This window comes from Bifidobacterium hominis (genome assembly GCF_040095915.1).
GTDB classification, from domain to species: domain Bacteria; phylum Actinomycetota; class Actinomycetes; order Actinomycetales; family Bifidobacteriaceae; genus Bifidobacterium; species Bifidobacterium hominis.
In genome coordinates this window covers 122,575-148,850 of the sequence record NZ_JBBMFR010000007.1, presented here as the reverse complement: position 1 = coordinate 148,850, position 26,276 = coordinate 122,575, and the positions used below count along the sequence as shown (strand labels likewise).

17 protein-coding genes are annotated in these 26,276 nt (G+C 55.4%); 5 read left to right on the top strand and 12 right to left on the bottom strand.

Translation table 11 applies throughout. The annotated features are described in order from the left end of the window. Positions 1 to 149: 149 nt before the first annotated feature. The 3 genes from WMO36_RS06560 to WMO36_RS06550 all read right to left on the bottom strand — a co-directional run bounded on the left by WMO36_RS06560 (position 150) and on the right by WMO36_RS06550 (position 3,396). Positions 150 to 2,471: a RelA/SpoT family protein gene (locus WMO36_RS06560; protein WP_144171178.1), complete on the bottom strand. Its 2,322-nt coding sequence runs from the start codon at positions 2,469 to 2,471 to the stop codon at positions 150 to 152. Between the two features lie 155 nt (positions 2,472 to 2,626). Next, positions 2,627 to 3,103 carry a dUTP diphosphatase gene (dut, locus tag WMO36_RS06555; protein WP_065447216.1) on the bottom strand — a complete coding sequence of 159 codons (477 nt, stop codon included), beginning with the start codon at positions 3,101 to 3,103 and terminating at the stop codon, positions 2,627 to 2,629. Then, positions 3,103 to 3,396, bottom strand: coding sequence for a DUF4193 domain-containing protein (locus WMO36_RS06550; protein ID WP_022245122.1), 294 nt, complete (start codon positions 3,394 to 3,396; stop codon positions 3,103 to 3,105). The genes dut and WMO36_RS06550 overlap by 1 nt, the downstream gene beginning before the upstream one ends. Positions 3,397 to 3,545: 149 nt before the next feature. On the opposite strand from WMO36_RS06550, the gene sepH reads away from it, so the two are divergent. Then, positions 3,546 to 4,583 (top strand): septation protein SepH, encoded by a 1,038-nt coding sequence (sepH, locus tag WMO36_RS06545; RefSeq protein WP_065447215.1) that lies wholly within the window; start codon positions 3,546 to 3,548, stop codon positions 4,581 to 4,583. A gap of 15 nt (positions 4,584 to 4,598) precedes the next feature. Here sepH and WMO36_RS06540 read toward each other — a convergent pair whose 3' ends face one another. Further along, positions 4,599 to 5,825, bottom strand: coding sequence for an alkaline phosphatase family protein (locus WMO36_RS06540; protein WP_349077180.1), 1,227 nt, complete (start codon positions 5,823 to 5,825; stop codon positions 4,599 to 4,601). Positions 5,826 to 5,910: 85 nt separating this feature from the next. On the opposite strand from WMO36_RS06540, the gene WMO36_RS06535 reads away from it, so the two are divergent. Further along, on the top strand, positions 5,911 to 8,598 hold the full coding sequence (locus WMO36_RS06535; protein WP_349077179.1) for a DNA gyrase/topoisomerase IV subunit A: 2,688 nt from the start codon (positions 5,911 to 5,913) through the stop codon (positions 8,596 to 8,598). 132 nt (positions 8,599 to 8,730) lie between these two features. On the opposite strand, the gene WMO36_RS06530 is transcribed toward WMO36_RS06535, so the two are convergent. Genes WMO36_RS06530 through WMO36_RS06520 form a run of 3 tightly spaced genes read right to left on the bottom strand, consistent with a single transcriptional unit; the run spans position 8,731 to position 14,124 of the window. Continuing rightward, positions 8,731 to 13,344, bottom strand: coding sequence for a DEAD/DEAH box helicase (locus WMO36_RS06530; protein WP_349077178.1), 4,614 nt, complete (start codon positions 13,342 to 13,344; stop codon positions 8,731 to 8,733). Positions 13,345 to 13,373: 29 nt separating this feature from the next. Continuing rightward, positions 13,374 to 13,589, bottom strand: a complete 216-nt coding sequence (locus WMO36_RS06525) for a helix-turn-helix domain-containing protein (RefSeq protein WP_349077177.1) — start codon at positions 13,587 to 13,589, stop codon at positions 13,374 to 13,376. A 1-nt stretch (position 13,590) separates the two neighbouring features. Next, positions 13,591 to 14,124: a DUF2975 domain-containing protein gene (locus WMO36_RS06520; protein WP_144090572.1), complete on the bottom strand. Its 534-nt coding sequence runs from the start codon at positions 14,122 to 14,124 to the stop codon at positions 13,591 to 13,593. A gap of 295 nt (positions 14,125 to 14,419) precedes the next feature. Between WMO36_RS06520 and WMO36_RS06515 the strand changes: the two genes are divergently transcribed. Next, positions 14,420 to 15,757, top strand: coding sequence for a DUF4153 domain-containing protein (locus WMO36_RS06515; RefSeq protein WP_349077176.1), 1,338 nt, complete (start codon positions 14,420 to 14,422; stop codon positions 15,755 to 15,757). Here the strand turns inward: WMO36_RS06515 and WMO36_RS06510 are convergent. The 4 genes from WMO36_RS06510 to WMO36_RS06495 all read right to left on the bottom strand — a co-directional run bounded on the left by WMO36_RS06510 (position 15,742) and on the right by WMO36_RS06495 (position 21,771). Beyond that, positions 15,742 to 16,947 (bottom strand): MFS transporter, encoded by a 1,206-nt coding sequence (locus tag WMO36_RS06510; protein ID WP_099571260.1) that lies wholly within the window; start codon positions 16,945 to 16,947, stop codon positions 15,742 to 15,744. The two genes, WMO36_RS06515 and WMO36_RS06510, sit on opposite strands and share 16 nt — an antisense overlap. Before the next feature lie 208 nt (positions 16,948 to 17,155). Then, positions 17,156 to 19,447 carry a DNA gyrase/topoisomerase IV subunit B gene (locus WMO36_RS06505; RefSeq protein WP_427348908.1) on the bottom strand — a complete coding sequence of 764 codons (2,292 nt, stop codon included), beginning with the start codon at positions 19,445 to 19,447 and terminating at the stop codon, positions 17,156 to 17,158. Positions 19,448 to 19,577: 130 nt separating this feature from the next. Beyond that, the gene (locus tag WMO36_RS06500) at positions 19,578 to 20,924 is read right to left on the bottom strand and encodes an RNA polymerase sigma factor (RefSeq protein ID WP_236824317.1); all 1,347 of its coding nucleotides are present in this window, start codon (positions 20,922 to 20,924) and stop codon (positions 19,578 to 19,580) included. Positions 20,925 to 21,111: 187 nt separating this feature from the next. Then, entirely contained in the window at positions 21,112 to 21,771 is a 660-nt protein-coding gene (locus WMO36_RS06495; RefSeq protein ID WP_250779286.1) for a DUF4192 domain-containing protein, read from the bottom strand. Positions 21,772 to 21,977: 206 nt separating this feature from the next. Between WMO36_RS06495 and WMO36_RS06490 the strand changes: the two genes are divergently transcribed. Both WMO36_RS06490 and WMO36_RS06485 read left to right on the top strand, forming a co-directional pair. After that, positions 21,978 to 23,066: a polyprenyl synthetase family protein gene (locus WMO36_RS06490; protein WP_154035295.1), complete on the top strand. Its 1,089-nt coding sequence runs from the start codon at positions 21,978 to 21,980 to the stop codon at positions 23,064 to 23,066. 138 nt (positions 23,067 to 23,204) lie between these two features. Beyond that, a complete protein-coding gene (locus WMO36_RS06485; protein ID WP_349077175.1) occupies positions 23,205 to 25,409 on the top strand; it encodes a Stk1 family PASTA domain-containing Ser/Thr kinase in 2,205 nt (734 codons plus the stop codon). Between the two features lie 138 nt (positions 25,410 to 25,547). On the opposite strand, the gene WMO36_RS06480 is transcribed toward WMO36_RS06485, so the two are convergent. Further along, positions 25,548 to 26,258 carry a lysophospholipid acyltransferase family protein gene (locus WMO36_RS06480; RefSeq protein ID WP_099571265.1) on the bottom strand — a complete coding sequence of 237 codons (711 nt, stop codon included), beginning with the start codon at positions 26,256 to 26,258 and terminating at the stop codon, positions 25,548 to 25,550. Between the last annotated feature and the right edge of the window lie 18 nt (positions 26,259 to 26,276).

Below are 26,276 nucleotides of genomic sequence, written 5' to 3'. Positions count from 1 at the left end.
CTCACGCATACGAAAGAACCGCACCTCCGATCATCGAATCTGAATTTCTTCAGTCCAACAATCGGGGTGCGGTTCACTTGAGGGGCTTTTCATTATTTCCGAGAGGATCTGCAGCAGTTCAGATGAGTCTCACGACCGCACTGATTGTGTCAGATTTTACGCAAGCGTGGTTCGGCGGAATCCTTGGCACCGGTGATACGGTACACGTCGAACACGCCTTCGATCTTACGCACTGCGGCAAGCAAAGTGTTCAAATGCTGCGGATCAGCCATTTCAAAGCTGAACTGGCTGGTGGCCACACGATCGGTACCCGTGGAAATGGAGCCGGAAATAATGTTCACACCATGATCGGAAAGCACACGCGTCACATCACTCAGCAGATGCGGGCGATCAAGCGCCTCCACTTGAATCTTGACCATGAACACGCCCTTGGTGCTGGTCCACTGCACATCGACCACGCGTTCTGGCTGACGCTTCTGCAAGTCCAGCATGTTCTGGCAGTCCACACGATGCACGGATACGCCCTGATTGCGGGTGATGAAGCCAATAATCTGGTCTCCAGGCACCGGCATGCAGCATCGGGCAAGCTTGACCCAAATGTCTCCCACGCCTTTGACGGAAATACCCAGCGCGCTGGTGGTCTTCTTGGTGCGTTCCACCTGCTTGAGCGGCAGCGCCTCCTGTTCCACTTCTTCGTTCACTTCGTCGCTGCCCGCATCGCGAACCAAGTGCGAAATGACGTTCTGAGTGGAGATCTGCCCTTCACCGATTGCCACGAACACAGCCTCAGCATTGGCGAGATTCAACTCGTCAGCAATACCGACCAACGCTTCGGGAGTCAACAATGTTGCGATCGGAAGGTTGCGCTTGCGCATGGCTCGCGTCAGTTCATCGCGACCTTCTTCAATAGCTTCGGTACGACGTTCCTTGCTGAACCATTGGCGAATCTTGTTACGGGCTTTCGGGCTCTTCGCGAAGCTCAGCCAGTCACGAGACGGACCAGCTGATTCGGACTTCGACGTGAGCACTTCAACGGTGTCGCCGTTTTCAAGCTTGGTGTCGAGCGGCACCAAACGGCCGTTCACACGAGCACCCATGGTACGGTGACCGACTTCGGTATGCACCGCATAGGCGAAATCAATCGGTGTCGCCTCGGCAGGCAACGATACGATCTTGCCTTTCGGTGTGAACACGTAAACTTCGGAAGCACCCAGATCTTCCTTCAGAGAGCCCAGAAACTCGTTGGAATCCGGAGTCTCACTCGTCCAGGCGGCAAGCTGCTGAATCCACTTGAGATTGTCGGCTTCGCTCAACTCCTGATTCTCGCCACGCTTGCGATCGGACTTATCAGGCGAGCTCAACGCGCGACCGGCCTGACCGTTCTCCTTGTACTTCCAATGCGCGGCGATACCGAATTCCGCACGACGATGCATATCCCACGTGCGAATCTGAATCTCGACAGGCTTGCCGCCAGGGCCAACCACCGTGGTGTGCAAGCTCTGATACATGTTGAGTTTCGGCATGGCGATGTAATCCTTGAAACGACCTGGAACAGGGTTCCAACGCGCATGCACCGCACCCAACGCAGCATAACAATCCTGGATCGTATCGACGATGATGCGTACACCCACCAAATCGTAGATATTCGCAAAATCATGTCCGCGTACGATCATTTTCTGATAAATCGAGAAATAATCCTTCGGACGTCCCGTCACGTACGCCGAAATGTTCTGCTCGTCAAGATCTTCGTTAATCTCAGCAAGAATCTGCTTCAAATACACGTCTCGCTGGCCCGCACGACGTGCGACAAGCACCACGATTTCGTTATAGATTTTCGGATAGAGCACTTTGAAGCTGAGCTCTTCCAATTCGGTTTTGATGGCATTCATACCGAGACGATTGGCAAGTGGCGCATACACGTCGAGCGTTTCGTGCGCTTTCTTCTGTGCGCTCGGCGTTTTGACGTAACGCCACGTACGCGCGTTATGCACGCGATCGGCAAGTTTGACGACCAGCACACGCACATCCCGGCTCATCGCGACCACCATCTTGCGGATGGTTTCAGCCTGAGCGGAATCGCCGTATTCCATCTTGGAAAGCTTGGTGACGCCATCGACCAAACCTGTCACGGTATCGCCAAACTCGGCACGGCACTCGTCAAGCGTGTAGTCGGTGTCTTCGACCGTATCATGCAGTAGGCCCGCGGCCACAACCAGCGGCCCCATGCCAAGGTCCGCAAGAATCTGCGCCACAGCCAACGGATGGATGATGTACGGTTCGCCCGACTTGCGCCGTTGTGAAGAATGCTGCTTGACTGCACGCTCATAAGCACGTTCAAGAATGCTCATATCCTCATCGGGATGATGGTATTCGCACATCTTCAGAATCGGCTCAAGCGGATCAAGCGGATTCGTGCTGATCTCGCAGCCCAACATTCGGGCAGAACGAACCTCGTGTTCAATGTCTCCCATCGTCCACCTCCTCGCTCGCAATGCTCCCTATACTACCCGTGCATCACGGTATGTCCGAGGTATCCGACCGCGTGTTGCACGGCCAGATACCCCCGAAAACCATTGTGTCGCCAGCATTTGCGGATTCTTGGCACTTATGCCTCCGCATGCTCGGTTCAGGAAGCCACGCCGGTGGATCCGAAGCCACGCTCAGCACGGTCAGATCCGGGCAACGTCTCCGCTTCGATGAACCTAGCCTCGACATAACGCTGGATGACCAGCTGCGCGATGCGGTCCCCCGGGTGGAACGTCACGGTGTGTTCCGGATCAAGATTGATCAGAGGCACCTTGATTTCGCCACGGTAGCCCGCGTCAATGGTTCCAGGTGCGTTCAACACGGTAACGCCCTGTTTGACGGCAAGACCGGACCGTGGATGTACCAAGGCCACATAACCCGCTGGAAGCGCTATCGCCACTCCCGTAGGCACCAGCGCCCTCTGGAACGGCTTCAATGTGACTTCCTCGGTGGTACGCAAATCGGCGCCGGCATCCCCGGCATGGGCATAGTACAGTTCCGCCGGTTGGTCGGGATTCAGCGACTTTACTAGAACCTCGACGTTTTCCGGCTCGTTGTATGTTTCGTCGAACGCCATCAGGCAGCGCACTCCTGACACACCGGCTGGCCATCGTCAGTGGTGTATGCGAGCTGGCTGCGATGCTTCACCAGGAAGCATTCGGAACAGATGAACTCGTCCCCCTGCATAGGAATGACGGTCACCGAAGCGTCCTCGTTGCTGAGGTCTGCGCCCGGCAGCTCGTAATCCTCGGCGATGGCATTCTCGTCATCGTCCATGTCGTTGGAAGTGTTCTGGGAGCTCTTGCCCAAAGCCTGGAGCGACTCCTCGTCCTCGTCCTTGTTGCGCGGGGAATCATAATCCTGTGCCATCGAGATTCCTTTCGTCATCTATGGTGCTTATGCGCCATAGGATACATGACTTTTACCCCGCATAGGATACACGATTCGAAATACTCGTAAAATCCGACACGTGGGGCACAATAGAATAAACAGTAATTCTTGAAGGAAAGTGGTGTGTTGTGCCTGAGAATTTACTCGAGGAAGCGCGGTTCGATCATGTTAATGATGCCGGTGAACTCGTTTTTGTTTCAGGTGCCGGAAAGTTCTCTGTAAAGGTCGATGAAGCGCTTGAAAGAGCCGTTTTGGAAGCCAAGCAGATTCGTTCCGAAGTGCAGGGGAAACAGCAGACGCACACTCCGATCACCCTGCCGATTTCACAGATTCAGTCGTTGATTCGTGCCGGCGCCGATCCCGCGCGTGTTGCGGAAAGATATTCGTTGAGTGAAGCGCTCGTTCGGCGTTTCTCGGCTTCGGTCGAAACGGAGAAACAATATGCGATTGAGCAATTCCTCGCCGTTCCGGCACCGAAGGAAAGCCGTGTACGTACGCTTTCCGAACTGATTGAACGCACATTCGCGGCGGCGCGGGTGCGTTTGGAAGACGTGACTTGGAAGGCCACCAGACTTGGCTTGGAACCTTGGAAAATCAGCGCTCAGTTCGTTTCCTCCGGCCATACTGTCTGCGCGGAATGGTCGTGGAACATGCATGACAACGCCGTAAGCTGTTTGAATTCCGCTGCACGCAAGCTCATCGGGGAGCAAGACACACCGAAGGAAGGACACGCCGAGAAACACGCCGACGAGAATTTCCTCGCTTCGCTGAATCTTCCGGGAAATTCCGCCCGATCGGCGCGAATCGAACAGACCGTATCGGCATGGAACACGCCTGAACCGTCCATGCCGGTGGCACGCCCTTCAGCGGCACCTTCCGTTCCAATCATGCCAATCGGCGCGCCTAACGAATTCGACACGCCGAACACATCGAGCATGACCGCCGACGTCCCGCCGTCAAGCCAACCGGAAAACACCATGACGACAACCGACGCCAATGCAACAGGCAATGCTCAGAACACCGTCGCGCCCACATCGGATACCGCTTCGAACACCGCAAACACGAATCAAACACCTGATCCGCACAGCCAAAACACCACCAAATCGAAGCGGCGCGCCGGACGTTCCGCCGTGCCAAGTTGGGATGAGATTCTGTTCGGCGACTGAGCCAAACCCTGCATGTTAGGCCACGTCGATCAGACAGGGGATATCGGACTCGAGCATGGTGAGCGAGCCATGCACGCTCGGCAGATGCATCGCCTTTTCCACCTGAGTACGGGAATCCACGATGGTGACGGCCTTCGTGGCCGATACGATCACATCACCAATCATCGGTTCGACGTGCGAGACCACAGGTCCGTACACACCCTCCGCAATCGCCTGCGATCGCGTACGCACTTGTGCCCGGTCTTCCAACACGTCACGCCACCGTGTGGCGATGTCTTCCGGGGCCTCGCCCTGTTCCGCATAGAGCATGACGCAACGCGGTTCACCGCCGACATGGGCGACGCCCTGCATGAGCCGCTGATCCTGTGCAATGTCAATCACGGATTCGGGATCAGTGGTGATCATACCGTGGTCCGCCACAATCACAATCAATGTGCCTTTGGGCACGCTGCGGCGGAGAAGGCCGAGCTGAGCGTCAACACGCTCGTACGTGCCAATCCATTTGTCGGAATCCCAACCGTAATTATGCCCGACCTTATCGGTATCACGCAGATACAGGTACGTCAGTCCGGGATTTTTCGCCGCCTGAGCCGCGACTGCGACACGCTTGTGCGGATCATCGTTGGAAATGTAGTCACTGCCACGCAAGGCAGCCTGCGTCAACGCGGAAAACGCGAATTTCGGCAATCCAGAACTGGTCACACGAACACCTTGCGCGCTTAGCTGTTCAAACATGGTCGGCTGCTGCTGCAACTCAAGCGGAGGAACCGCATTTTTGAAGGAAATCAGCTGGCATATTTCACCGGTTTTCGGATTGAGCTGCGTATAGCCGGTCATACCCGTCATACCGGGGCATGTTCCCGTACCGAATGTAGACATGGCCGCGACGGTAGTGCTCGGCATGCATGTGGCGATGGGACGTTGATTGGCGGACTCGTTCATGAGGGACCGCAAGTAGGGCGCATGTCCCAGTCTCATGTTGAGGTTCCAGTAGCCGAGACCATCCACGAGCACCACGACCGCGGACGCCGCGTCCGGCAGCCCAAGCGCTTCCTGCAGACCTTTCGGGTCAGAATGAATGTCCGTTGGCATGGGGCAGCCAATGGCGTTGGAAACCGCAGGAAGTACTGACGACAGGTGCAACGCTCCCCCACGGGTCCCTTCAGATGGCATGTCATCTCCGTAGCATGCCGGTTCGGTCATGGTAAGCAGCTCTTCGTCGCTTGGCACTTCAACACTCATGACTCCTATTCAAGCACCGCGGTGGTACCGGCTGGTAACATTGCTAGGTTGATTACCATTACTTTTCCGTGAGGAGATTCACCGCATGGTGTCGCACCGCAAACCGGCAAAACCAGCCTTTGACCCGCGTACGGTCAAAGAGAACATCGTCGAAACACCGTTGAACGAGGAGATGAGCAAGTCCTTCCTCGAATACGCGTATTCGGTGATCTATGCCCGCGCATTGCCCGACGCCAGAGACGGTCTGAAGCCGGTGCAGCGCCGCATCATCTACCAGATGGGTCAGATGAACCTCAATCCGGATCGTCCGTACATGAAGTCGGCTCGTGTGGTCGGCGAGGTGATGGGTAAGCTTCACCCGCATGGCGACTCCGCCATCTATGAGGCAATGGTTCGTCTTGCGCAGCCGTTTGCGATGCGATTGCCGTTGGTGGATGGCCATGGTAACTTCGGTTCTCTTGACGACGGTCCTGCGGCCTCCCGTTACACTGAGGCGCGTATGGCCCAGGCTGCGCTTGGCATGAACGCGAATATCGCCGAAGATACAGTGGATTTCACACCGAACTACGACAACAAGCTGCAGGAGCCAACCGTTTTGCCTGCCGCGATTCCGAATCTGCTCGTCAATGGCGGTTCCGGCATCGCCGTTGGCATGGCCACGAATATGGCAACGCACAATCTGGGCGAAGTGGTTGACGCAGCCAAACATTTGATGCATCATCCTGACGCCACGTTGGAAGAGCTTATGCGCTATGTTCCAGGTCCGGACTGGCCGAGCGGTGGCGTGATTGTGGGACGTAAGGGCATTCGCGAGGCCTACGAGACCGGTCGTGGCGCGTTGACCACGCGTTCGGTGACGCATATTGAAAACGTAACCGCTCGCAAGAAGGCAATTGTCGTAACGGAACTGCCGTTCATGGTCGGCCCGGAACGTGTGTTGGAACGTATTTCCGAGGGTGTAAAGAATCGCAAGCTGGAGGGTATTTCCGGCGCAATCGACCTGACGGACCGCCATAACGGTACTCGTCTTGTCATTGAAATCAAAACCGGCTTCGACCCGAACGCCGTGCTTGCGCAACTGCTCAAGCACACGCCGCTGCAAGACAATTTCACCATCAATAACGTGGCGTTGGTCAACGGTCGCCCACACACCATGGGCTTGAAGGAAATGCTTCAGGTGTGGGTGGACCATCGTCGTGTGGTGATTCGCCGTCGTAGCGAATTCCGCAAAAAGAAGGCGCTGGAACGTCTGCATCTGGTCGAAGGCCTTCTGCTTGCGATGGTCGACATTGACGAAGTGATTCAGGTGATTCGCTCGTCTGACGATGCCGAAGCAGCAAAGACGAAGCTCATCAAGGTGTTTGATCTGGATGAGATTCAGGCACAGTACATTCTCGATTTGCGCTTGCGTCGCCTGACGAAAATGAGCCGCATCGAGCTTGAAGCGGAACGCGACGATTTGAAGCAACGTATCGAGGAGTTGGATCGCATTCTTGCCTCCTCTGAGGCTCTTGACGGCGTGGTGATCGCCGAAATGGACGAGGCTGTTGCCACGTATGGCACGCCACGTCGCACTGTGCTGTTGGATGAAGATGCTGACGGCGGGCTTGTGCCCGTTACGGCGCATGGCGATGATGGAGTATCCGCCTCCGCTGTGGCTGCGGCGCGCGCCGCAGCCACAGTGTCGTCAGCTGCCGCCGATGTCGCCGCCGCCGCGAAGGCCGCGAAAAAAGCCGGCGAAGACAATGCCGCAGCCATGGCTTTGCAGATTGATGACGAACCGTGCGCTGTGATGTTGTCAGCCACTGGTCTGATCGCACGTACCTCCGAAGACGCTTTGGAGCGCTGGGAGAATCGCTCTTCTGCCGACCAGCGTGTAAAGGATGATCAGATTATTTCGATCTTCCGCACGACCACGCGTTCTTCATATGGTTTGATCACATCTGCCGGCCGTCTGATTGTGGCGCATGTCGTGGAATTGCCGGTTGTGTCTGCAGATGGGCCGCTCCACGTGACTGGCGGCGTTCGCGCCGAAGAATTGATCGGTATGACGGAAAACACCGATCCAATTCGTGGTGAACGTGTAATCGCCGCGATCGCCATGCCATCCGCCGACGATTCCGGCGATAATGCCGTAGAGTCCACTCCTCTCGCGTTGGGTACGCGTAATGGTGTAGTCAAGCGTTGGAATCGTGAATCGCCCACCACCATGGATTCATGGAATGTCATCGATTTGAAGGATGATGATGAAGTTCTGGCCGCCGCCGAGGCGCGTGACGAGGATCGGCTGGTGTTCGTATCCACCGACTCCTCCCTGCTGACGTTCGAGGCGAAGAACGTACGCCCGCAGGGACGCACCGCCGGAGGCATGGCAGGCATTCGCCTGGCTGAAGGCTGCTCAGTGGCTGCGTTCGCTGTGGTTCCCGCCAGCAAGGTGGCATGGAATTATGAAGAAGGCGAGAATGGCCTGTTCTCCGCGTCTGGAGCTGTGGTGTTGACGATTGCAGGTGATTCCGAAGCGTTGCCGGGTACGGAGAATGGTTCCGCGAAGGTAACCCCGTTGGAAATGTATCCGACGAAGGGCCGCGGTACCGGTGGCGTTCGTTCGCAGCGCTTCCTCAAGGGACAGGATACGTTGATTCTCGCATTTGTGGGCACATACCCCGTACACGCTTCCACGCAGGGCGGTGCCGGCGTGGAATTGCCAAAGCCGGATATGCGTCGTGACGGTTCTGGTACGGAACTTTCCACGCCAATCGCCATCGTCGGCTAACCCATTGCAATATGACGTGCCCGCGTTTTGCGAAGTTTGGAATCGTTTAGGATTCCGTTCGTGGGACGCGGGCATTGTTGTTCCTTCGTTTTCGTCCGCGCTGTCACTATGCATTAGCGATGATGATCTTTTTCAACAGTAAAGTTTCATGCCTTGCGGACTATCGACGAAACCTGCGGCGTAAAGGATTTGCCGGTATTCATTGCGTGCTTTCAATGATGTTCCGTTCATTTCGCTGAAGCTGATGCTGCCGCTGGGTTGGCGCTGCAATACGTAGACAAGTTCGGCGCATGACGGTCTTAATATTGTTTCGTCTGCGGTGAAGCTGACAATTTTATGGCTTTTTGGCACGGAGAACAGTACCGGTTCGCCTTGTTTGAGCACAATGATGGAACCGGATCTGCGTGCTGGTTTGAGGTAATCCTGTTCTGGCCAGGCGATTGCGGAACCAGTGAGATTGGCGGGATCGGTCACGTCGAGCGCAACGCAGGATTGACTGTGCCATTGCGTGTCGCTGCGCAGCGCGTCGACGGTGTCTCGTTCCGCGAATTGTGCCGCGCCAAAACCTTTCACGAACATGCCTCGGACCAGTGTGCCATGTTCTTCCATTCGTTTGAGTACCGGATAGAGCGCTGAAAATCCTCCGGCAATCCGTTCCTTGTCAACCAAAGGAGCGGCAATCACGCCGTATCGGTCCAGTAATGAGTCGATGAGCGCCAGCTCACGCTCCTCTACACTTGCCGTATGCGCCATGTCAATGCCGGTATCGCTGTTTTCGAGCATGCCCGGCTCGATAACACCGTCTAGTGGTTTGTTTGGCATAACGGTTCGCCCGTCGCCACAAGATACTGCGGACCATAATCCACTCAGCGCCAATGGTGTTGGAGGACGCATGGTGACGCGTCTACGCGCGGCACGACGGGGTGCGCGAACGGTTTTGCCTCCGTGCAGAAGCGCTCGTACTGGTGCGAACGAACTGTTCGTCATTTTCCCCTGCCATACCAGTGACCATAAGGCTTCTTCGAACTGCCGCTCGCCCCATGCCGGAAAGATGATTTCGCCCGTTTCGGGGTTCACCTGCGCTTCGGCATGCTCAAGCCAGATGGTTTTTGTCACGGCTGAAAGCAGTTGAATAGGAAACGCTCCGCCACCGCTTAACGCCGTTAACACGGCATCCGGCATGGTCAACGTTTCATTATCGTTCAGCTTATCCACCGCCGATTCAGGCTGGTTGAGCAGCAAGGAACCTGCTGGATAGAAGGCGATCTCACCAGCTTCTTTGGCGTTGGATCCACTTGCTTTCGAACCGACCCACACCACATCCGACGATGAGATGAGTTCGTCGAGCATACTAGGCTGATAGTCACGCACACGTGCCGGGAATACCATGGACTCCCATACCGAAGCGTTCAGGAACACGCCTTCCAACTGCTCGATGACACGCATCAGACCATCAACGCCTTCGTAGCGTTCACCTCCAACAGGGCCAACGCCCTGACGATTAAGCAGAAACGCCTGATAGACGCTCGAATCGACCGGTTTGACGGCCTTTCTGGCCTTGGCAAGAGACAATGCTCGAATACGCCGGAAAACATCCTTGTGGAGCCATTGCTGAATATCGTTCTTTTCGGAAGTCTCACCTGAATCAGTGAATCTTCCCTTGATGAGTTCTCCTCGGGCATCCAGTTCATCAAGCGCATGCACCGCCTGAGCCGCGTCAATGTCCAGTTCGGCAATCATCTTGTCAGCGGTGAATGGTCCATGCGTTTTGGCGTATCTTGTTACGCGCCCGCTGATATCTTCTTCGGCGAGATCATTCCAGAATGTTCGCCCAGCAAGCTCGCCCTCCACTTGTGTAATAGCTTCGGCGTCCAACAACGATGCCATATCCGTGCTTCCTAGAAGCCGTTCGAGCACTTCCAGATCCATGGACAGCAACTGCGTGCTTCGTTCGGCCTGCGGCACGTCATACTGGTACATCACCGATCCAACGAAACCAAACAGCATGTTCTCCGCGAACGGAGACGGCGTTTCGGTAACCGCTTCCGACAGCAGTATCGTTCCAGCATTCAACCCGTTCATAATCGTGTGCAATGCGGGAAGATCGTACACATCCTGCAGGCATTCGCGCGCGGTTTCCAGCAATAGGGGAAAATTCTTACGGGTACGGGCCGCATTCAATAGTTGTGCGGCCTTCAACCTCTGCTGCCATAGCGGCACACGCTTGCCTGGACGAGTGCGCGGCAGAAAAAGTGACCTGGCCGCGCATTCGCGGAATCGGGCCATATAGAGCACGCTTTCGCCAACCTGTGTCTCAACGATGCGCTGCAATTCGTCCACGTCGAACAGCAGAAGCTCACACATCGGCAAATCGCCATAACCGTCCGGCAATCGTAGAACGATGCCATCGTCGGCCGCATACACTTGACCATCGAAACCAAACCGCTGTTTGATTCGCGCGGTAATAGCCAACGCCCAAGGCTCATGCACGCGCCTACCGTATGGCGAATGGATGATAATGCGCCAATCCCCACCTTCATCCTGACAACGTTCCACCACGAGATCACGATCCGAAGGAATCACACCGGTCGCCTCACGTTGTTCGTCAAGCAGTTTGGCAAGATTGCTTATGGCATTGCGGTCAAGACCGTCCCGTTTCAAACGTTGTGTGGCCTCACGGTCGAACCGCACTTCCGATACAGTTTGGACCGTATTCTGATCACCATTCTCCGCTGGTTCGTGTCTGTGCAATCTTTGGCTGAGTTCGCGTGTCAAACGCCCTTGTGCCAATCCGAAACCATAATCGCGACCGTCCTGGTCCCCATGCCAGAATGGCAGGCGTGCGGTACGGCCTGGTGCGGGAACCACCACTACCCTGTCTCGTGTGATCTCTTGGATCTGCCAAGTCGAAGTCCCCAAGGTGATGATGTCTCCCACACGGGATTCGTATACCATTTCCTCATCCAGCTCACCTACCCGTCGAGGGCCCGCGCCGGAGCCTTCTTCTGGAAGTACCACCGTGTACATGCCACGGTCAGGTATGGTGCCGCCGCTGGTCACTGCCAAACGTTGCGCTCCTGGACGTGCGGAAATCAGTCCCGCTTCTTCGTTATATTGCAGCGGCGGTCGGAATGCGGAAAAGTCCTCACTGTTGTACGTGCCTGTCATCATGCCGATAACCGCATCGAACATGGACCGGTCGAGATCTCGGAAAGGCGCGGAACGACGCACGAGGTCGTACCAATCATTCGTGGGAAGATCTTCCATGGCCGCGGCTGCGACGGTCTGCTGTGCGAGCACATCCAGAGGATTGCGGGGCATGCGCAATGATTCTATAGCCCCTTCCCTCATGCATTCCATGCTGGCTGTTACGCCAATAATCTGCTGTCGGGTGACGGGGAAGAACAACGCATGCGAGACTCCCCCGACATTGTGGTCGGCACGGCCCACTCGCTGCAATCCCGATGCGATCGACAATGGGGCAGCCACCTGAATCACCAGATCCACAGAACCCATATCGATGCCAAGTTCCAAGCTGGAAGTGGCCACCACACAACGCAACTGGCCGCGTTTCAACTGTTCTTCGATCCGTTTGCGCCGATCTTTTGACACGGACCCGTGATGTGCCATGGCAATCACATCAGCATCGTCATGTGATTCAACCAGCATGGTGGTGGACCCCACCACCGAATCGTAATGCCCGGCAAATTGCTCGCGACCTTCCGGCGAGCCCAAGTCACGGTGCTCACTCAAATCGGTTGCTTCCGTGCCCTGTTTCGACTCCGCATACATGTCATTGAGCCGTGCAGTAAGCTTCTCTGCCAATCCACGCGAGTTGACGAACACCAATGTGGTTCGGTGCCGCAACACCTCATCGAGAATGGACCGTTCAAGAGCCGGCCATACCGAACCACCTGTAGCGCTGGTGCCAAGCATATTGCGCAACGGTACCACGGCCCTCAAATCCATAGCCGGAGCATCGCCGGGGTTCACCACCGTTACCGGTTGCGAACCTCCAAGGAACCGCGCTACTTCCTCAACGGGATTAACGGTTGCCGATAACCCTATGCGCTGCACTGGATGTCCGATCATATCGTCAAGGCGTTCAAGACTTAATGCGAGATGCGCGCCTCGCTTCGTACCTGCTACCGCATGCACCTCATCGACGATCACTGTTTCCACACCCACCAATATGCTGTTCGCTTTAGAGGTAAGCAGCAGGAATAATGATTCTGGCGTGGTGACGAGAATATCCGGCGGATGGCTGACGATTTTTCGACGTTGTTCAGGTGTGGAATCACCGCTGCGCATAGCCACTTCAACATCGGGAACGGGCAGCCCCATCGCCTCGCACTGTTGAGAAATTCCCTGCAATGGCAGTTCAAGATTCTTCGTCACATCGGCGCCAAGCGCCTTCAACGGCGAAATATACAGCACTTTGACGTTACGCTTCGTTTTCTTGCGGGAACCCTTCTTCACAGTTCTTCGTTCCGTATGGCTCTCGGTTGCCGCGGTTTCGCCATGAATGTCCACTCCTGCGGAACGCGCTCCGCCCGCCATAAGCCGGTCAAGAGCCGAAAGGAACGCGCAGAGGGTTTTACCCGACCCAGTGGGCGCCACAACGAGCACGTTCCCGCCGGAATGGATGGCTGGCCACGCCTGCCGCTGGGCTTCGGTGGGCCGATTGAACGCATGTTTGAACCATGCTTTGGTCGGCTCTGAGAACAAGTTCAAACATTCGTACATACGTTCGATTATTGCATCACCGTGAGACGTCACTCACCTTCGCCATCAACCCATTCGAGCACATCTCCCGGTTGGCAATGCAATGTCTCACATATGGTATCAAGCGTGGAAAACCGTATTGCCTTGGCACGTCCGTTCTTCAACACCGAAACATTGACCGGCGTTATGCCTATAGCCTCCGCCAGTTCATTGACACTCATTTTTCTTTTGGCGAGCATCACATCAAGATTCACGCGAATGGCCATATCAAATCACCGCCGCCAATTCGTCACGCTGTTCGATGGCCTGCATCAGCAGCGAGCGCATCACCACCATCAACAGTTCGAACGCTGCGATCAGCAGAAGCGTTGCCGCACCGACCGCCAGCACGACGTATGGAAACATTTGCCAGTCGACCCCCACCGCAGCCATCAGAAAGCGCGAAGGCGACAACCAGATTTGACCAACCATCACAGCGAGCACCAGTACGCCTTCAATCCCCGCATATACGAGAATGTGATTCACCCAACGCATGGCCTTACCGGAAAAGACATCGCGTTTTTCAACCAAGGTCAGCAATCTCCACAGCGGTACCAACGCGGACTCGAAGCAAGCGACAATCAGCACTGCGGCAACCGCATACAGCCAATGCATCGAGTCGGCGTCGGCATACTTGGAAGCAACGCCAGCGGATGCCGCAATCGCACTGACCTGCAGTCCGAGGCAGCATATTGCAATTATCACAATCAGCACACGCAATACGCCAATCACCATGGAACGTTTCGCCGCGGAATTCGACATAATATCCGTCTCCTTCAATTCAATAAACCTGAATATCGATAATAATCTATCGATATTCGATATGCAAATCTTGTGAAAGTATGTTAGTCGATATTTTTCTATCGTTTTTCGATATATACGATGACATCCAACACACTCAAGGAAGGAATTTGTCATGACGGAACCAGCCAGCACTTCCCCATCACAATCTCAACAATCATCGTCATTACGAGAAATGCGAGAGACTCAAGAAACACCAAGAGCACAAGAAAACCAACCAACACAAGAATCATCCGCACATCAGGAGGAACAGCCTTTGGCGAAACCCAAAATCACGCAGGAAGAAATAGCGCAACGTCCCCTCGGCAAACGCGCGGTCATCACCATTGGCGCTGCATTTCTCATCACTTTCGCATTCGACCGTCTGATCTGCAGCATACCTCCGACATGGCTTATCGGATATGAACTGCCGGTTTTCTGGATCATCTGTACGCTTACCGTAACCGCGCTGCACTGGAAAACCGCACGAAAACAAGTTCTTGTTTGGCTTGCTTTAGGAAGCATCGTCGCCATTGGCGTGTGGAATATACTCGCTCAGTCGACCTGGTATTATTCGGGAAACGACGAATACGCGCTCACCACGCAATTCGTTCAACCGGCGTTGCTTATGCTGCACTGTCAGCTGGTCAACGGGCGTTACGATGTTCGTCGTCCACTTCAAGTTGTCTGGAATTGGTTTACCGGCTGGTTGCAGCAGCCGTTTATTCACATTCGCGATTTTGCGGAACCGTTTTCCGTCATATTCGCAAGATTCGCAGTCGCGTCGAGACAACGTTCAAAAGTGCGCGAAATCGGCATCGCGCTGCTGATTTCCATTCCATTGCTTTTGACGATCATACCGTTGCTTGTCGGCGCCGATCAAATAGTGCAATATGAGGTGTTGAACGTTCTCCGTGATTTCAATCCGATGGCGCTCATTCTTCACATCATGTTCATCGTATTGCCGTGGCCATTGCTGTTCTCTCTGCTCATCAGTATCGACACCGAACCCACTTCCACACCGCCGAAGCAACGTTTCTCCCTCAGTTCAATAACAGCGTTCGTGGTACTGGCCGTGACCCTGATGGTGTACGCGCTGTTTTGTGCCGTACAAGTCCGGTTCCTGTTCGCAGGATTGCTCACTGACGGTTCAATCGCACTGCCAGATGGATTGACCTATAGCGAATACGCACGCAGCGGATTCTTTCAACTGTTGGCAGTCACGGCCATTAATGTGACCTTGTTCGGCTTGGCGATCACTCTCGCACCACGCACACGCACGCTCAACATCACATTGGTCGCATTGCTGGCGTTAACAACCATTATTCTGACTTCAGCGGCACTTCGACTAGGGCTGTACATCAACGCATACGGTTTGACTTGGCTACGCTACCTTTCGGCATCATTCATCGCCTTGCTTGCCACTGTGATCCTGTTGTGTCTTATTCGTTTGAAAACACAACGACTGCCATTGACCGCGACCGTGGCCGTACTGTTTATCGTATGGTATGTGGCGCTCGGTTTCAGTAGCCCTAACCGTATATGCGAAATCTACAATGCTGCTCATGGCATCGCAGACGCAGTGGCGGCAACGCCCTATCAGCCGATGGTCTGACCAGCGCACTTTTTACGCAGGCTCTCGTGCATGATCACCATCAGCACCAGGAAAACCAACATGTACAGAGGGAACCACAGCACGCTGACATGCTGTGCGATCAAGCCGAATACCGGCGGCATGCACATCGAGCCGACGTATGCGCATGCCATCTGCATGCCGACGATTGCCTGTGATTTGTCTTCGCCAAAATATGCCGGCGTGGAATGAATGACGCACGGGTAAATCGGAGCGCAGCCGAGACCGATGACCATCAGCCCCATAATAGTGCCGATATTGTGCGGCAACGGCAATAACATGCTAACGATACCGGTCAGTACGAGCGCCTGGCCCAGACGAATCATGGTCGGATCGTCGAACTTCATGGTCAGAAAGCCACTCGCCAAGCGGCCTACGGTGATGCCGATGCAGAACAGGCTGGCCCACGTGGCGGCCGTGGTCTTATCAATGCCTTTGCCGAGCACCATGTAGCTACTGCCCCACAGCATGGCCGTGGATTCCAGCGCACAGTAGCAGAAGAACATCACCAGGATTTCTTTGGCGCCGCGAATGGCAAGCACGCCTCGCACACTAAGCGGTTTGCGAGTTTCATTATTGGCTGTTCCGTCGGATTCGCCGGAAACTTCGCCCGTCTTCACCTCGGAACGCTTCTTCCACAGTGGCAGGCTGAAAATAAGAACGGCGGTGAGCGCAACCTGCAGTATGGAGATGTAACGGTAGCCCCACGACCAGCCTTGGCCCGCACCCAAAGCGAATCCCATGATGTATGGGCCGGTCAATGCGCCGATGCCCCACATGGCGTGCAGCCAGCTCATATGACGGCTCTCGTAGTGAATGGCCACATAGTTGTTGAGGGCCGCATCAACTCCGCCAGCGCCCAAGCCGTACGGGATGGCAAGCAGAATCAGCACCCAATAGTTCGGAGCCACCGAAAAGCCAAACAACGCCAACGCCGTCAAAGCCACGGAAACCGCGGTGACTTTGCCCGCCCCAAAACGCAAGGTCATACGGTCGGAAAGCAGCGCGGAGACGATGGTTCCAGCGGAAATCGTCATGGAAATGCCGCCAGCCCAAGAGATGGGCGCACCCAAATCGACACTCATCGTCGGCCATGCGGCACCCAACACCGCATCCGGCAAACCAAGACTGATGAACGCCACATAAATCACGGCAAGCAAAAGATTGACCACGTCCTACTCCCTCTTAACTGATAGCTGCCGAAGACAATATCAGCCATTATTGTAAACATATCTATCTACCGATCGGTAACTGCTCAATTGCACTATTTACCGCAGAATCTTAAATCTTTACCGCGCGAAATCACATACCTCTTCGCTAAGAAAACGCCCTCCGCAACGTCTTTGACGCAGCGGAGGGCGAACCATCGAAAAGCACCAATCAGGTATCGATCTTGGAACGGTCGAAGTCATCGGCATTCTCAACAATGAATGCCTTTCGAGGAGGCACATCATCGCCCATCAGCAGACTGAAGATCTGACTGGCCTGTTCGGCATCTTCCATACGAATACGGCGCAGCATGCGCGTGCGTGGATCCATGGTGGTGTCAGCCAACTGATCGGCGTCCATCTCACCAAGACCCTTGTAACGCTGGATGTCCTCGTTGTAGCTGATGTGCTTCTTGTCAAGCTCAGCCAATTTTCCGGCAAGCTCATCATCGGAATACGTGTAGATGTACTCCCCCTTGCGAGCTCCGGTCAAGGCGATGCGATGCAATGGAGGCACAGCCGCATACACATGGCCATGCTCGATGAGCGGCCGCATGTAACGGTAGAACAAGGTGAGCAGCAGAATGCGGATATGCGCACCATCAACATCTGCATCGGTCATCATAATGACCTTGTTGTATCTTGCCTGCTCAATGTCGAAGCTTGCACCGGAGCCAGCACCGACCACCTGAATAATCGCCGCGCATTCCTTGTTCGACAACATCTGTGACAGCGACGCCTTCTGCACGTTAAGGATTTTGCCGCGAATCGGCAACAACGCCTGGAAGCCGGAGTTACGTGCGGCCTTGGCGGTACCAAGCGCGGAATCACCCTCCACGATGAACAGTTCGGCTACATCGTCATTACCCGGCTGGCAGTCAGACAGCTTCGGAGGCATGGACGCCGATTCGAGCGCGTTCTTGCGACGGGTCACCTCTTTGGTCTTACGCGCCTGAATGCGGGCATGCATTTCGCCGACGATCTTCTCAAGTACGCGACCGGACTGTTCCTTGTAGCCGCGCTTGGATCCGGTGATCATCTCACCGAACTGCTTGTCGGTCATTTTGCTGACGATCGGCTTGACCTGCGCGGTGCCAAGCACATCCTTGGTCTGGCCTTGGAACTGCGGTTCGGCGATACGCACGGTGATGACGGCCACAAGACCGGCCAGGATATCATCACGTTCGACCTTCATGTTGGAATCTTTGAGATTCACCTTGAGCTTGCGCGCATTGTCTTCAATGGCCTTACGAATCTGCTTGGTCATTCCTAACAAGAAGCCGTCCACATGCGTGCCGCCGCCGGGGGTCTCCACCACATTGACGAAACTGCGCATGGTGGTGTCGTAACCGTTGGTCCACCGCATGGCGATGTCAACGGCGCACTTTCTTGTGACCTTCTGCGCATGCAACTCGCCGCCGTCGCCAACGGCCTGGGTTTCTTCAACGTACGTGTCTTCGCCAGTAACGCGCCAAATGTCAGAAACGGCTTCACCCTTGGACAGGTAGTCCACGAAATCCCTCACGCCACCGGTATGGCAGAATTCCTCGATACGGGCGTGAGTATACTTCGATCCCTGAGGTTGTGCCGCAACATCGGTTTCCTCGATCTGCTCCGCAGCTTCCTCGTGCTCGGCAGCGTCATGTTCAGATTCATCGCTTTCGGCAATTTCCTGCGGTTCATCACCTGCAGCATTTGCAATATCGTCGACTTCCAGCATTTCGTCGACTGATTCATCGCCGGTTTCCGGAATATTCTCGTCGATGACGGTGATTTTCAATCCCGGCACCAGGAAGCTAGTTTGCCTGACACGGTCGATCAGCTGCTCGTAGCTGAATTCTGCGGTATCGTTGAAAATCTCCGGATCAGCCCAGTAACGGATGCGGGTACCGGTGGTCTTCGGACTGACCTTGCCAATGATCTCAAGTTCGGTCGGGCGGTTCTTGCGCGTGCGCCTGAACGGCGCATCCGGCGACGGATGCTCCGGATCGACGTCGGTATACACACCCGGGTGACCCTGATGGAACGACATGTGATGGGTTTTGCCATCACGATCCACTTCCACATCAAGCCTGGAGCTCAACGCGTTCACCACGGACGAGCCCACACCATGCAGGCCGCCAGAGGCGCCGTACGAAGAGTTGCCGAACTTCGCGCCGGCATGCAGCTTGGTCAGCACCACTTCCACGCCGGTAAGCTTAGTCTTCGGCTCAATGTCGACAGGGATACCTCGTCCGTTGTCGGCAACTTCCACGGAACCGTCGGAATGCAGCGTCACAACAATATGGTTACAGACACCAGCAAGGGCCTCATCGACGGAATTATCGATGATCTCCCATAAACAGTGCATCAAACCTTGGCTATCGGTGGTGCCGATATACATGCCTGGGCGCTTGCGCACCGCGTCAAGACCTTCAAGCACAGTAAGACTGCCTGCGCCGTAATTGTCCTTGTCCTTCGCCATTTCCCTCATTCCGACTTACTTATTCGCTTCGGTCTTTCAAAAACATAAAAACGTCTTGTAGACGTAAGAAGCCGAGAAATTCGACATTCCCGCCGGATTTCTCGACTTCATTCACATATGTATCGTCTGATCACTGATCAAGGAAGTCACGCAACGTCTGCGAACGAGACGGGTGGCGCAGCTTCGACATGGTCTTCGACTCGATCTGGCGAATACGCTCACGGGTAACACCATACACACGGCCGATGTCGTCGAGTGTCTTCGGCTGTCCGTCTTCCAAGCCGTAACGCATCTTGATCACACCGGCTTCACGCGGCGACAGCGTCTCAAGCACCTGCCTGAACTGCTCCTGCAACAGCGAGAAAGCAACCGCATCGGATGGCGCGATGGCGTCGGTATCTTCGATCAGATCGCCGAACTCGGAATCGCCGTCCTCGCCCAGTGGAGTATGCAGGGAGATAGGTTCACGACCGTACTTCTGCACTTCCTGCACCTTCTCGACCGGCATGTCAAGCTCGCGCGCAAGCTCATCCGGCGTAGGTTCACGACCAAGGTCCTGAAGCATCTGGCGCTGCACACGGGATAGCTTGTTGATCACTTCGACCATGTGCACAGGCACGCGAATGGTACGCGCCTGATCGGCCATGGCTCGGGTAATGGCCTGACGAATCCACCACGTGGCGTAGGTGGAGAACTTGAAGCCCTTCTTCCAATCGAACTTTTCGACAGCTCGAATCAAACCAAGGTTGCCTTCCTGAATCAAATCCAAGAACAGCATGCCACGTCCGGTGTAGCGCTTGGCCAGCGACACCACGAGTCGCAGGTTAGCCTCCAACAGGTGGTCCTTGGCGCGCCTGCCATCGTTTGCGGCCCACTTAAGCTCGCGCTTGCGCTTGAAATCCATCTGGTCGGATTCGGTGTCCAGCAGGTGCTGGGCATACAGACCAGCCTCAATACGCTCGGACAGGTCGACTTCCTGCTCCGCGTTCAGCAGGCTCACTCGACCGATCTGCTTCAGGTAATCCTTGACCGGATCGGCGGTCGCTCCTGCTGCGATCACACGACGCTTCGGATTGCCGGACGGAGTCAGATTCTCATCATCGTCATCGTCTCGCACCACGAAAGCGCCCTTTTCCTTGGGCTCTTCCGGCTTCTTGCGTTCTTCCTCATCCTCGTCGTCATCCTCCGGCTCGGATTCCTCGTCATCATCGAGATCGTCGTCACCATCCGAATCGACGTCCTCGAGATCGGCGTCGAAATCGTCAAGATCGGCGTCGTCTACCTGAGCGTCCTCATCGTCAAGTGCATCATCCTCGAGCGGCTCCTCCTTCTTGGCAGGGGCGCTCTTCTTCGCGGTAGTCTTGCGAGGGGTCTTCGTTGCGGTGGTTTTCTTCGCTGCGCTTTTCTTGGTGGAGGCCTTACGCGTAGCGGCTTTCTTCGTGGAGGTGGTCTTTTCGGTCAGATCAGCCTGTTCCATGCTTGCCGTCGTTTCCTTGGTGGCCAAACTTATCCTCCTATTGATCCTGCCAGAAGCGTATACCACAAGGACCCACTTCTGGCAAGGGCAAATCGTCAACTATGTGAGTAAACCATCTTGCAAGGACGATTATTCCCGCATAATGAGGCCTTCACGCGCAAGTCACGCCACTTTACGGCGTGTTGCCTTAGGTTTCCGATGTCCAGGCAGGCCCGATATGCCGTTCGACCGCCGAACATACGATCGCCGCCAGCGAACATTGATCATCTATCGCGAGCGCGCTGATGGCGGCTGCCATGGCGCCTTCCTGCCCCATCCACCACATGATGTAGCTGATTACGGCGAACGGCTGCGCCCGATATGTCTTCGGAATCATATCGATAATGTCGAACAGCATGTTGATCGCCTGATCGCAACGTTTCATATCGGGTCTGGCTAGGGGATCACGGAATGAATCGCTGAGCAGCTGTTCCAAACGTTGCGCGTTGATGGACTGCTTGGGTCGTTCGGCGAAATCCATAAGGAACTCCCGACTGGCGCGTTGCTCGTCGACTATGGCGGAGATGAGGAACGCATCGCGTATGGACAGCATTTCGCCCATGCCCACTGTAATTCGTATGACCGTGTCCCTATCGAGGCTGCATTCGGTACGTGTCACGCCTACTCGCCATGGCTCGTCGTTCTCCACCGACGCCTGTTCGAGTGCGTCCATCCATATGAGGAACGCCTCCGATATGAGGGAGTGTACCGCTTTGCGCGTGCCATTCAATCGGCAATCTTGTTCGAATTGGTTGATGGTTTCTTTCATTTCCATTCCGGTGATGTGTACGGTCCTGTTGGCTGTCATTGTTCTGTCCTCCTTGGCATGATTGATCGGCTTCTCTGCGCGCCGCTTGTATGGCACTATGCCTGATGCGTCGAGGCGATGCGCTGTTTTTCGAGGCCTGTGGTCGGAGGATGGGTCTTTCGGCGTTTCGCAAAATGGTTTCGCTGCCACAACTATTGCAATCATTGAGATTTGGTCTTGTCGAATGCCTGTGGATAACTGTTGGTATGACTAGCTCCTCCGATTTGGAACAGATTGAATCACGCATTGTTTCGTTAGTGAAGGATTTTGCGTTCCCTCATGCGGACGATTCGATTGCCTCTTCCTGCAGGCCTATCGCAGACATGGTCGCCACGCAGGCGGTCACTTCGAGTGAGGGTGGCAAGCGGCTTCGCGCCTTGCTGACGTTGGATTCGTTCCGCGCGTTCGCTTCGAAGGATGTGCTGGAACGCGATTTCGATGCGCTACTTGATTTGGCGTGTGCCGTGGAGGTTTTTCAGACCGGCGCCCTAGTGCATGATGACATCATCGATGATTCCGATCTGCGGCGCGGCAAGCCATCCGCGCATCGTGCGTTTTCCACCGATACGCATAGTGAGGCTATCGGTCATGGTTTGGGTATCATGCTCGGCGACATGTTGGCCACGGCGAGCGTGGATATCGCGGATAAGGCCGCATCCAAGCTTACTTATGGTTCCGATGTGGTTGCGGCGTTGCTTAATATGCATCGCGAGGTCGAGGTTGGCCAGATACTCGATTTGGCGGTGGAGCTCAACTCGTTGGACGATCCGAACGAACTGGTGGAGGCTTCGTTGAATGTATTCCGTTGGAAGACTGCCAGCTACACCACCATCGCCCCTTTGGAATTCGGCATGCTTGCCGCTGGTTTAAGCAAGGATGATGCTCGAAGGCACGCAGTGGCGGTCGGCTTGCCGCTCGGTTTGGCGTTCCAACTTGCGGATGACCTTTTGGACGTTGTCGGATCAAGCAGGAATACCGGAAAACCTGTTGGCGGAGATATTCGCGAAGGCAAGCGTACCGTGCTTCTCGCCGATGCCATCAACGCTGCGGATGATGGGCAACGACGTGAGCTTATCGACATGTGGGAAGCCGATTCGCGTTCCGAGACTCAAGTGCAACGCGCCATTGAACTGTTTGGACAGACGGGAGCCATCGCGCGATCCCGCAACAGAATCGCAGATCTGTGGCATGCGTCGAAATCGGCTATCGATGCGCTTGATCTTTCTGAGTATCGCAAATCGCCGCTCGTCGAGGCCTGCGCACGTTTCGTACCTGACATACGTGCAAATGCGTGACGAGATCCGCGTATCTTCTGACCAGTCTCCGGACAGGACGCACGGTCGTTGCATAATCCGCAAACCTCTGCTTGTAGACTACAAATGAGAACACGTTCAGCGTGAAGCGTTTTGAAGAAGGAACCGCAGCAATCAACCATGAGTGAAGCTCCACATGCCCCCGAAGGTCAGGTCATCGAAGGCCGGTATCGGGTCGTCAGCAGAATCGCCGATGGCGGCATGGCCACGGTGTACCAGGCGGTAGACGAGCGCTTGGGGCGCACTGTCGCCATCAAAATCATGCATACGCAGCTGGCTCAGGGGCCGCACCGTGACCAATTCGTGGAGCGGTTCCACCGCGAGGCACGCTCCGCGGCCGCCATCGCCAATCCGCATATCGTGCAAGTGTATGACACCGGCGAATTCGACGGTCTTGACTACCTCGTCATGGAGTATGTTCACGGCGTGAATCTGCGCTACGAGATGAACCAGCAAGGCACGTTCAGCGTTCGTGAAACGTTGCGTATCATCGGCGAAACGTTGGATGGCCTTGCTTCCGCACACCGCGCGGGCGTGGTGCATCGCGACATCAAGCCGGAGAACATTCTGCTCAACAACCGCGGCCACGTGCAGATCACCGATTTCGGTTTGGCCAAAACGGTTTCACAGGCAACGCTTTCCTCCACTGGCGTCCTGCTTGGAACGGCCGCATATCTGGCGCCGGAAATGATTGAGAAGAATCAGGCCACGCCTCAGGGCGACTTGTACTCAGTAGGCATCATGGCTTGGGAAATGCTCGCAGGCAAGGTGCCGTTCACTTCGGACAATCCGGTGACGTTGGTATTCAAGCATGTTCATGAGGATGTGCCAAGCATCGTTACCGCCTGTGGGGGCATCAATGCCCATGTGGCTGCATTCATCGCTCACCTCACGGCGCGCGCGGTCGAAGCACGCCCCGCAGACGCTTCCGCCGCATTGGCCGAGCTGCAGCGACTGCAATCCATGCTCGCGGTCAGCGATTGGCAGTATAAGCTTCCCGCGGCAAACGTCAACGTATCGCCCAATATCACACAAGCGAAAGATGCCGGTGCTCCGATGAATGAGGGTAATCCGGCCCCGCCCGCTCCCCCTGCTCCGCCGACGCAACAATTCGACGATCGCACACGCAAACTGGACAGGGTCAAACCGAACATGACGACCGTCATGCCGGTGCAACAGCAGAACGTTGATCCCGAGGCGACAACGCGCTTATCGTTGCCGCCGGATGTAGACGCCAATGCCTCAGACGACGGCACGACGTCACAATCCCCTGTCGTGCAGAACGGCGATTACGGCAATGTGGGAAAGAACAAATCTTCGAAAAAGCATCATACGCCGCTTATCGTCGCAGGTGTGGCTGCACTTCTTCTGACATGCGGCGCAGGCGGCTGGGCATGGTGGTATTACCAAGGCCCCGGCAGTTATTGGACCATGCCTCAGCCGGATGGCATGTCGTGCAGTGATTCCGTGGCCTGCCCCATCACCGGTGTGAAATGGAGTGATTATGAGAGTCTGCTGAAGGTTTCCGATATCGAATACGAAGTGTCGGAAGAGTATAGCGATTCCGTAGCGGAAGGCGATATCATCTCCACCGATCCGGCGAATGTCGGCGATCGTGGCAGCAAGCGTCGCGGCCAGAAGGTCAAGGTCGTGGTTTCCAAGGGAGTCAGGCCGGCGACGGTTCCCGCCGACATTCTCGACGCGACCAGCGCTTCCGGCAAGGATCCGATCAATGCGTTGAAGAAGGCCGGATTCGATAATGTCGAGCAGACCGCCGCTTCCGATGACACGTATTCCATTGAGGTGCCGCAAGGGGCGTTGCTGTCGTTAAGCGTGGATCCCGGTGCCACATTGCCACATAATACGACGATTACCGTTACCGTATCGCAGGGACCAAAGCCAGTAACCATGCCTGATATCGTCGGCAAGACGAAGGGTGAGGCGCAGCAGGCGATGAATAATCTCAAGCTCACCGCCAATTGGACGGAATCCTTCGACGATAAGATTCCACAGGGTCAGGTGATTTCCGCTTCCGTAAACAGCGGCGATACGCTGCATTGGGGAGATAGCGTCGACGTAGTGGTCTCCAAGGGACCGGAAACCATAACCCTGCCGAATTATGTGGGGCAGAAAGCCTCTGACGCCAAAGCTGCGTTGGAGAAGCTTGGATTCACGGTTAAAGTGAGTTCGCAGCTCACATTGGACGCCAGCCAAGATAAGAAGGTCTCTTCGCAGGATCCGGTAGGCGGTACCGAAGTACGTATCCGAGACGAAAATGGAACCCCGACCACCATCACATTGAAAATGTATTCCTCACTGTTCTAAAACGTAAGGGAACCGCCGGATACGGCAACGTGCTTCCCTACAATAAAGTGAGCCCATCCGGTTTCTTGGATGGGCTCACTGATGGCGTTCCGCCTCCGCTTTCTAACCATCTTTGCGGTTGCGCGGCAACGACGAAATTCAGTCCTGCTTCGGTTGCTCTTCTGCTTTCTTGGTCGCCTTCAGCAGTTCCTTGACCTTCTGCGCGTATTCGTTCACATATTCCTGACCACTCATCTTCTGAATCTCCATGGTCACACGGTCGGTGAGCGAGCGCAGATCATCGTGCGTAATCTGATCCACCGGCTTTTTTTCGACCTCGATTGGCTTGCCGTAAATCACCGTGGTCTTGCCTTTGTCGGGAATGACCTGCCCTGGCTTCTGCAATTCTCGGGAGCCGATGATGGCGGTCGGAACAATCGGGCATCCGGTTTCGAATGCCAGACGCGCCGCACCGGTGTGGCCTTTATAGAGACGTCCATCAGGACTGCGGGTGCCTTCGATGTGGATGCCGAACAGGTGGCCGTCCTCAATGATTTCACGGGCATGGTTCAACGCGCCCAACGACTTGGAGCCACCGGAACGGTCCACGGGAAACACGCCAACGGATGTAAACCACCATTTCTTGAACTTGCCTTTGATGCCTTTACCTTCGAAATATTCGGCTTTGCCCATGAAATGAATCATGCGTGGGCTGGTCAGTGGCAACAGTGCATCGTCGATGACGGCAAGATGGTTGGCCGCAATGATGGCACCGCCTTCGCGAGGAATGTTTTCAAGCCCTTTTGCGGTCGGCCCCAAACGGTGGATGGCGATCGGTCCTAGGCCTTTAACGAAAAACCAGTAGAGCATTCTTCACGGTCCTCCCAG

Coding starts and splice junctions, on each gene's coding strand:
- WMO36_RS06560 (WP_144171178.1), bottom strand. CDS start 2,471: ATGGGAGACATTGAACACGAGGTTCGTTCTGCCCGAATGTTGGGCTGC.
- dut (WP_065447216.1), bottom strand. CDS start 3,103: ATGGCGTTCGACGAAACATACAACGAGCCGGAAAACGTCGAGGTTCTA.
- WMO36_RS06550 (WP_022245122.1), bottom strand. CDS start 3,396: ATGGCACAGGATTATGATTCCCCGCGCAACAAGGACGAGGACGAGGAG.
- WMO36_RS06540 (WP_349077180.1), bottom strand. CDS start 5,825: ATGAGTGTTGAAGTGCCAAGCGACGAAGAGCTGCTTACCATGACCGAA.
- WMO36_RS06535 (WP_349077179.1), top strand. CDS start 5,911: ATGGTGTCGCACCGCAAACCGGCAAAACCAGCCTTTGACCCGCGTACG.
- WMO36_RS06530 (WP_349077178.1), bottom strand. CDS start 13,344: ATGTACGAATGTTTGAACTTGTTCTCAGAGCCGACCAAAGCATGGTTC.
- WMO36_RS06525 (WP_349077177.1), bottom strand. CDS start 13,589: ATGGCCATTCGCGTGAATCTTGATGTGATGCTCGCCAAAAGAAAAATG.
- WMO36_RS06520 (WP_144090572.1), bottom strand. CDS start 14,124: ATGTCGAATTCCGCGGCGAAACGTTCCATGGTGATTGGCGTATTGCGT.
- WMO36_RS06505 (WP_427348908.1), bottom strand. CDS start 19,447: ATGGCGAAGGACAAGGACAATTACGGCGCAGGCAGTCTTACTGTGCTT.
- WMO36_RS06500 (WP_236824317.1), bottom strand. CDS start 20,924: ATGGAACAGGCTGATCTGACCGAAAAGACCACCTCCACGAAGAAAGCC.
- WMO36_RS06495 (WP_250779286.1), bottom strand. CDS start 21,771: ATGACAGCCAACAGGACCGTACACATCACCGGAATGGAAATGAAAGAA.
- WMO36_RS06490 (WP_154035295.1), top strand. CDS start 21,978: ATGACTAGCTCCTCCGATTTGGAACAGATTGAATCACGCATTGTTTCG.
- WMO36_RS06485 (WP_349077175.1), top strand. CDS start 23,205: ATGAGTGAAGCTCCACATGCCCCCGAAGGTCAGGTCATCGAAGGCCGG.
- WMO36_RS06480 (WP_099571265.1), bottom strand. CDS start 26,258: ATGCTCTACTGGTTTTTCGTTAAAGGCCTAGGACCGATCGCCATCCAC.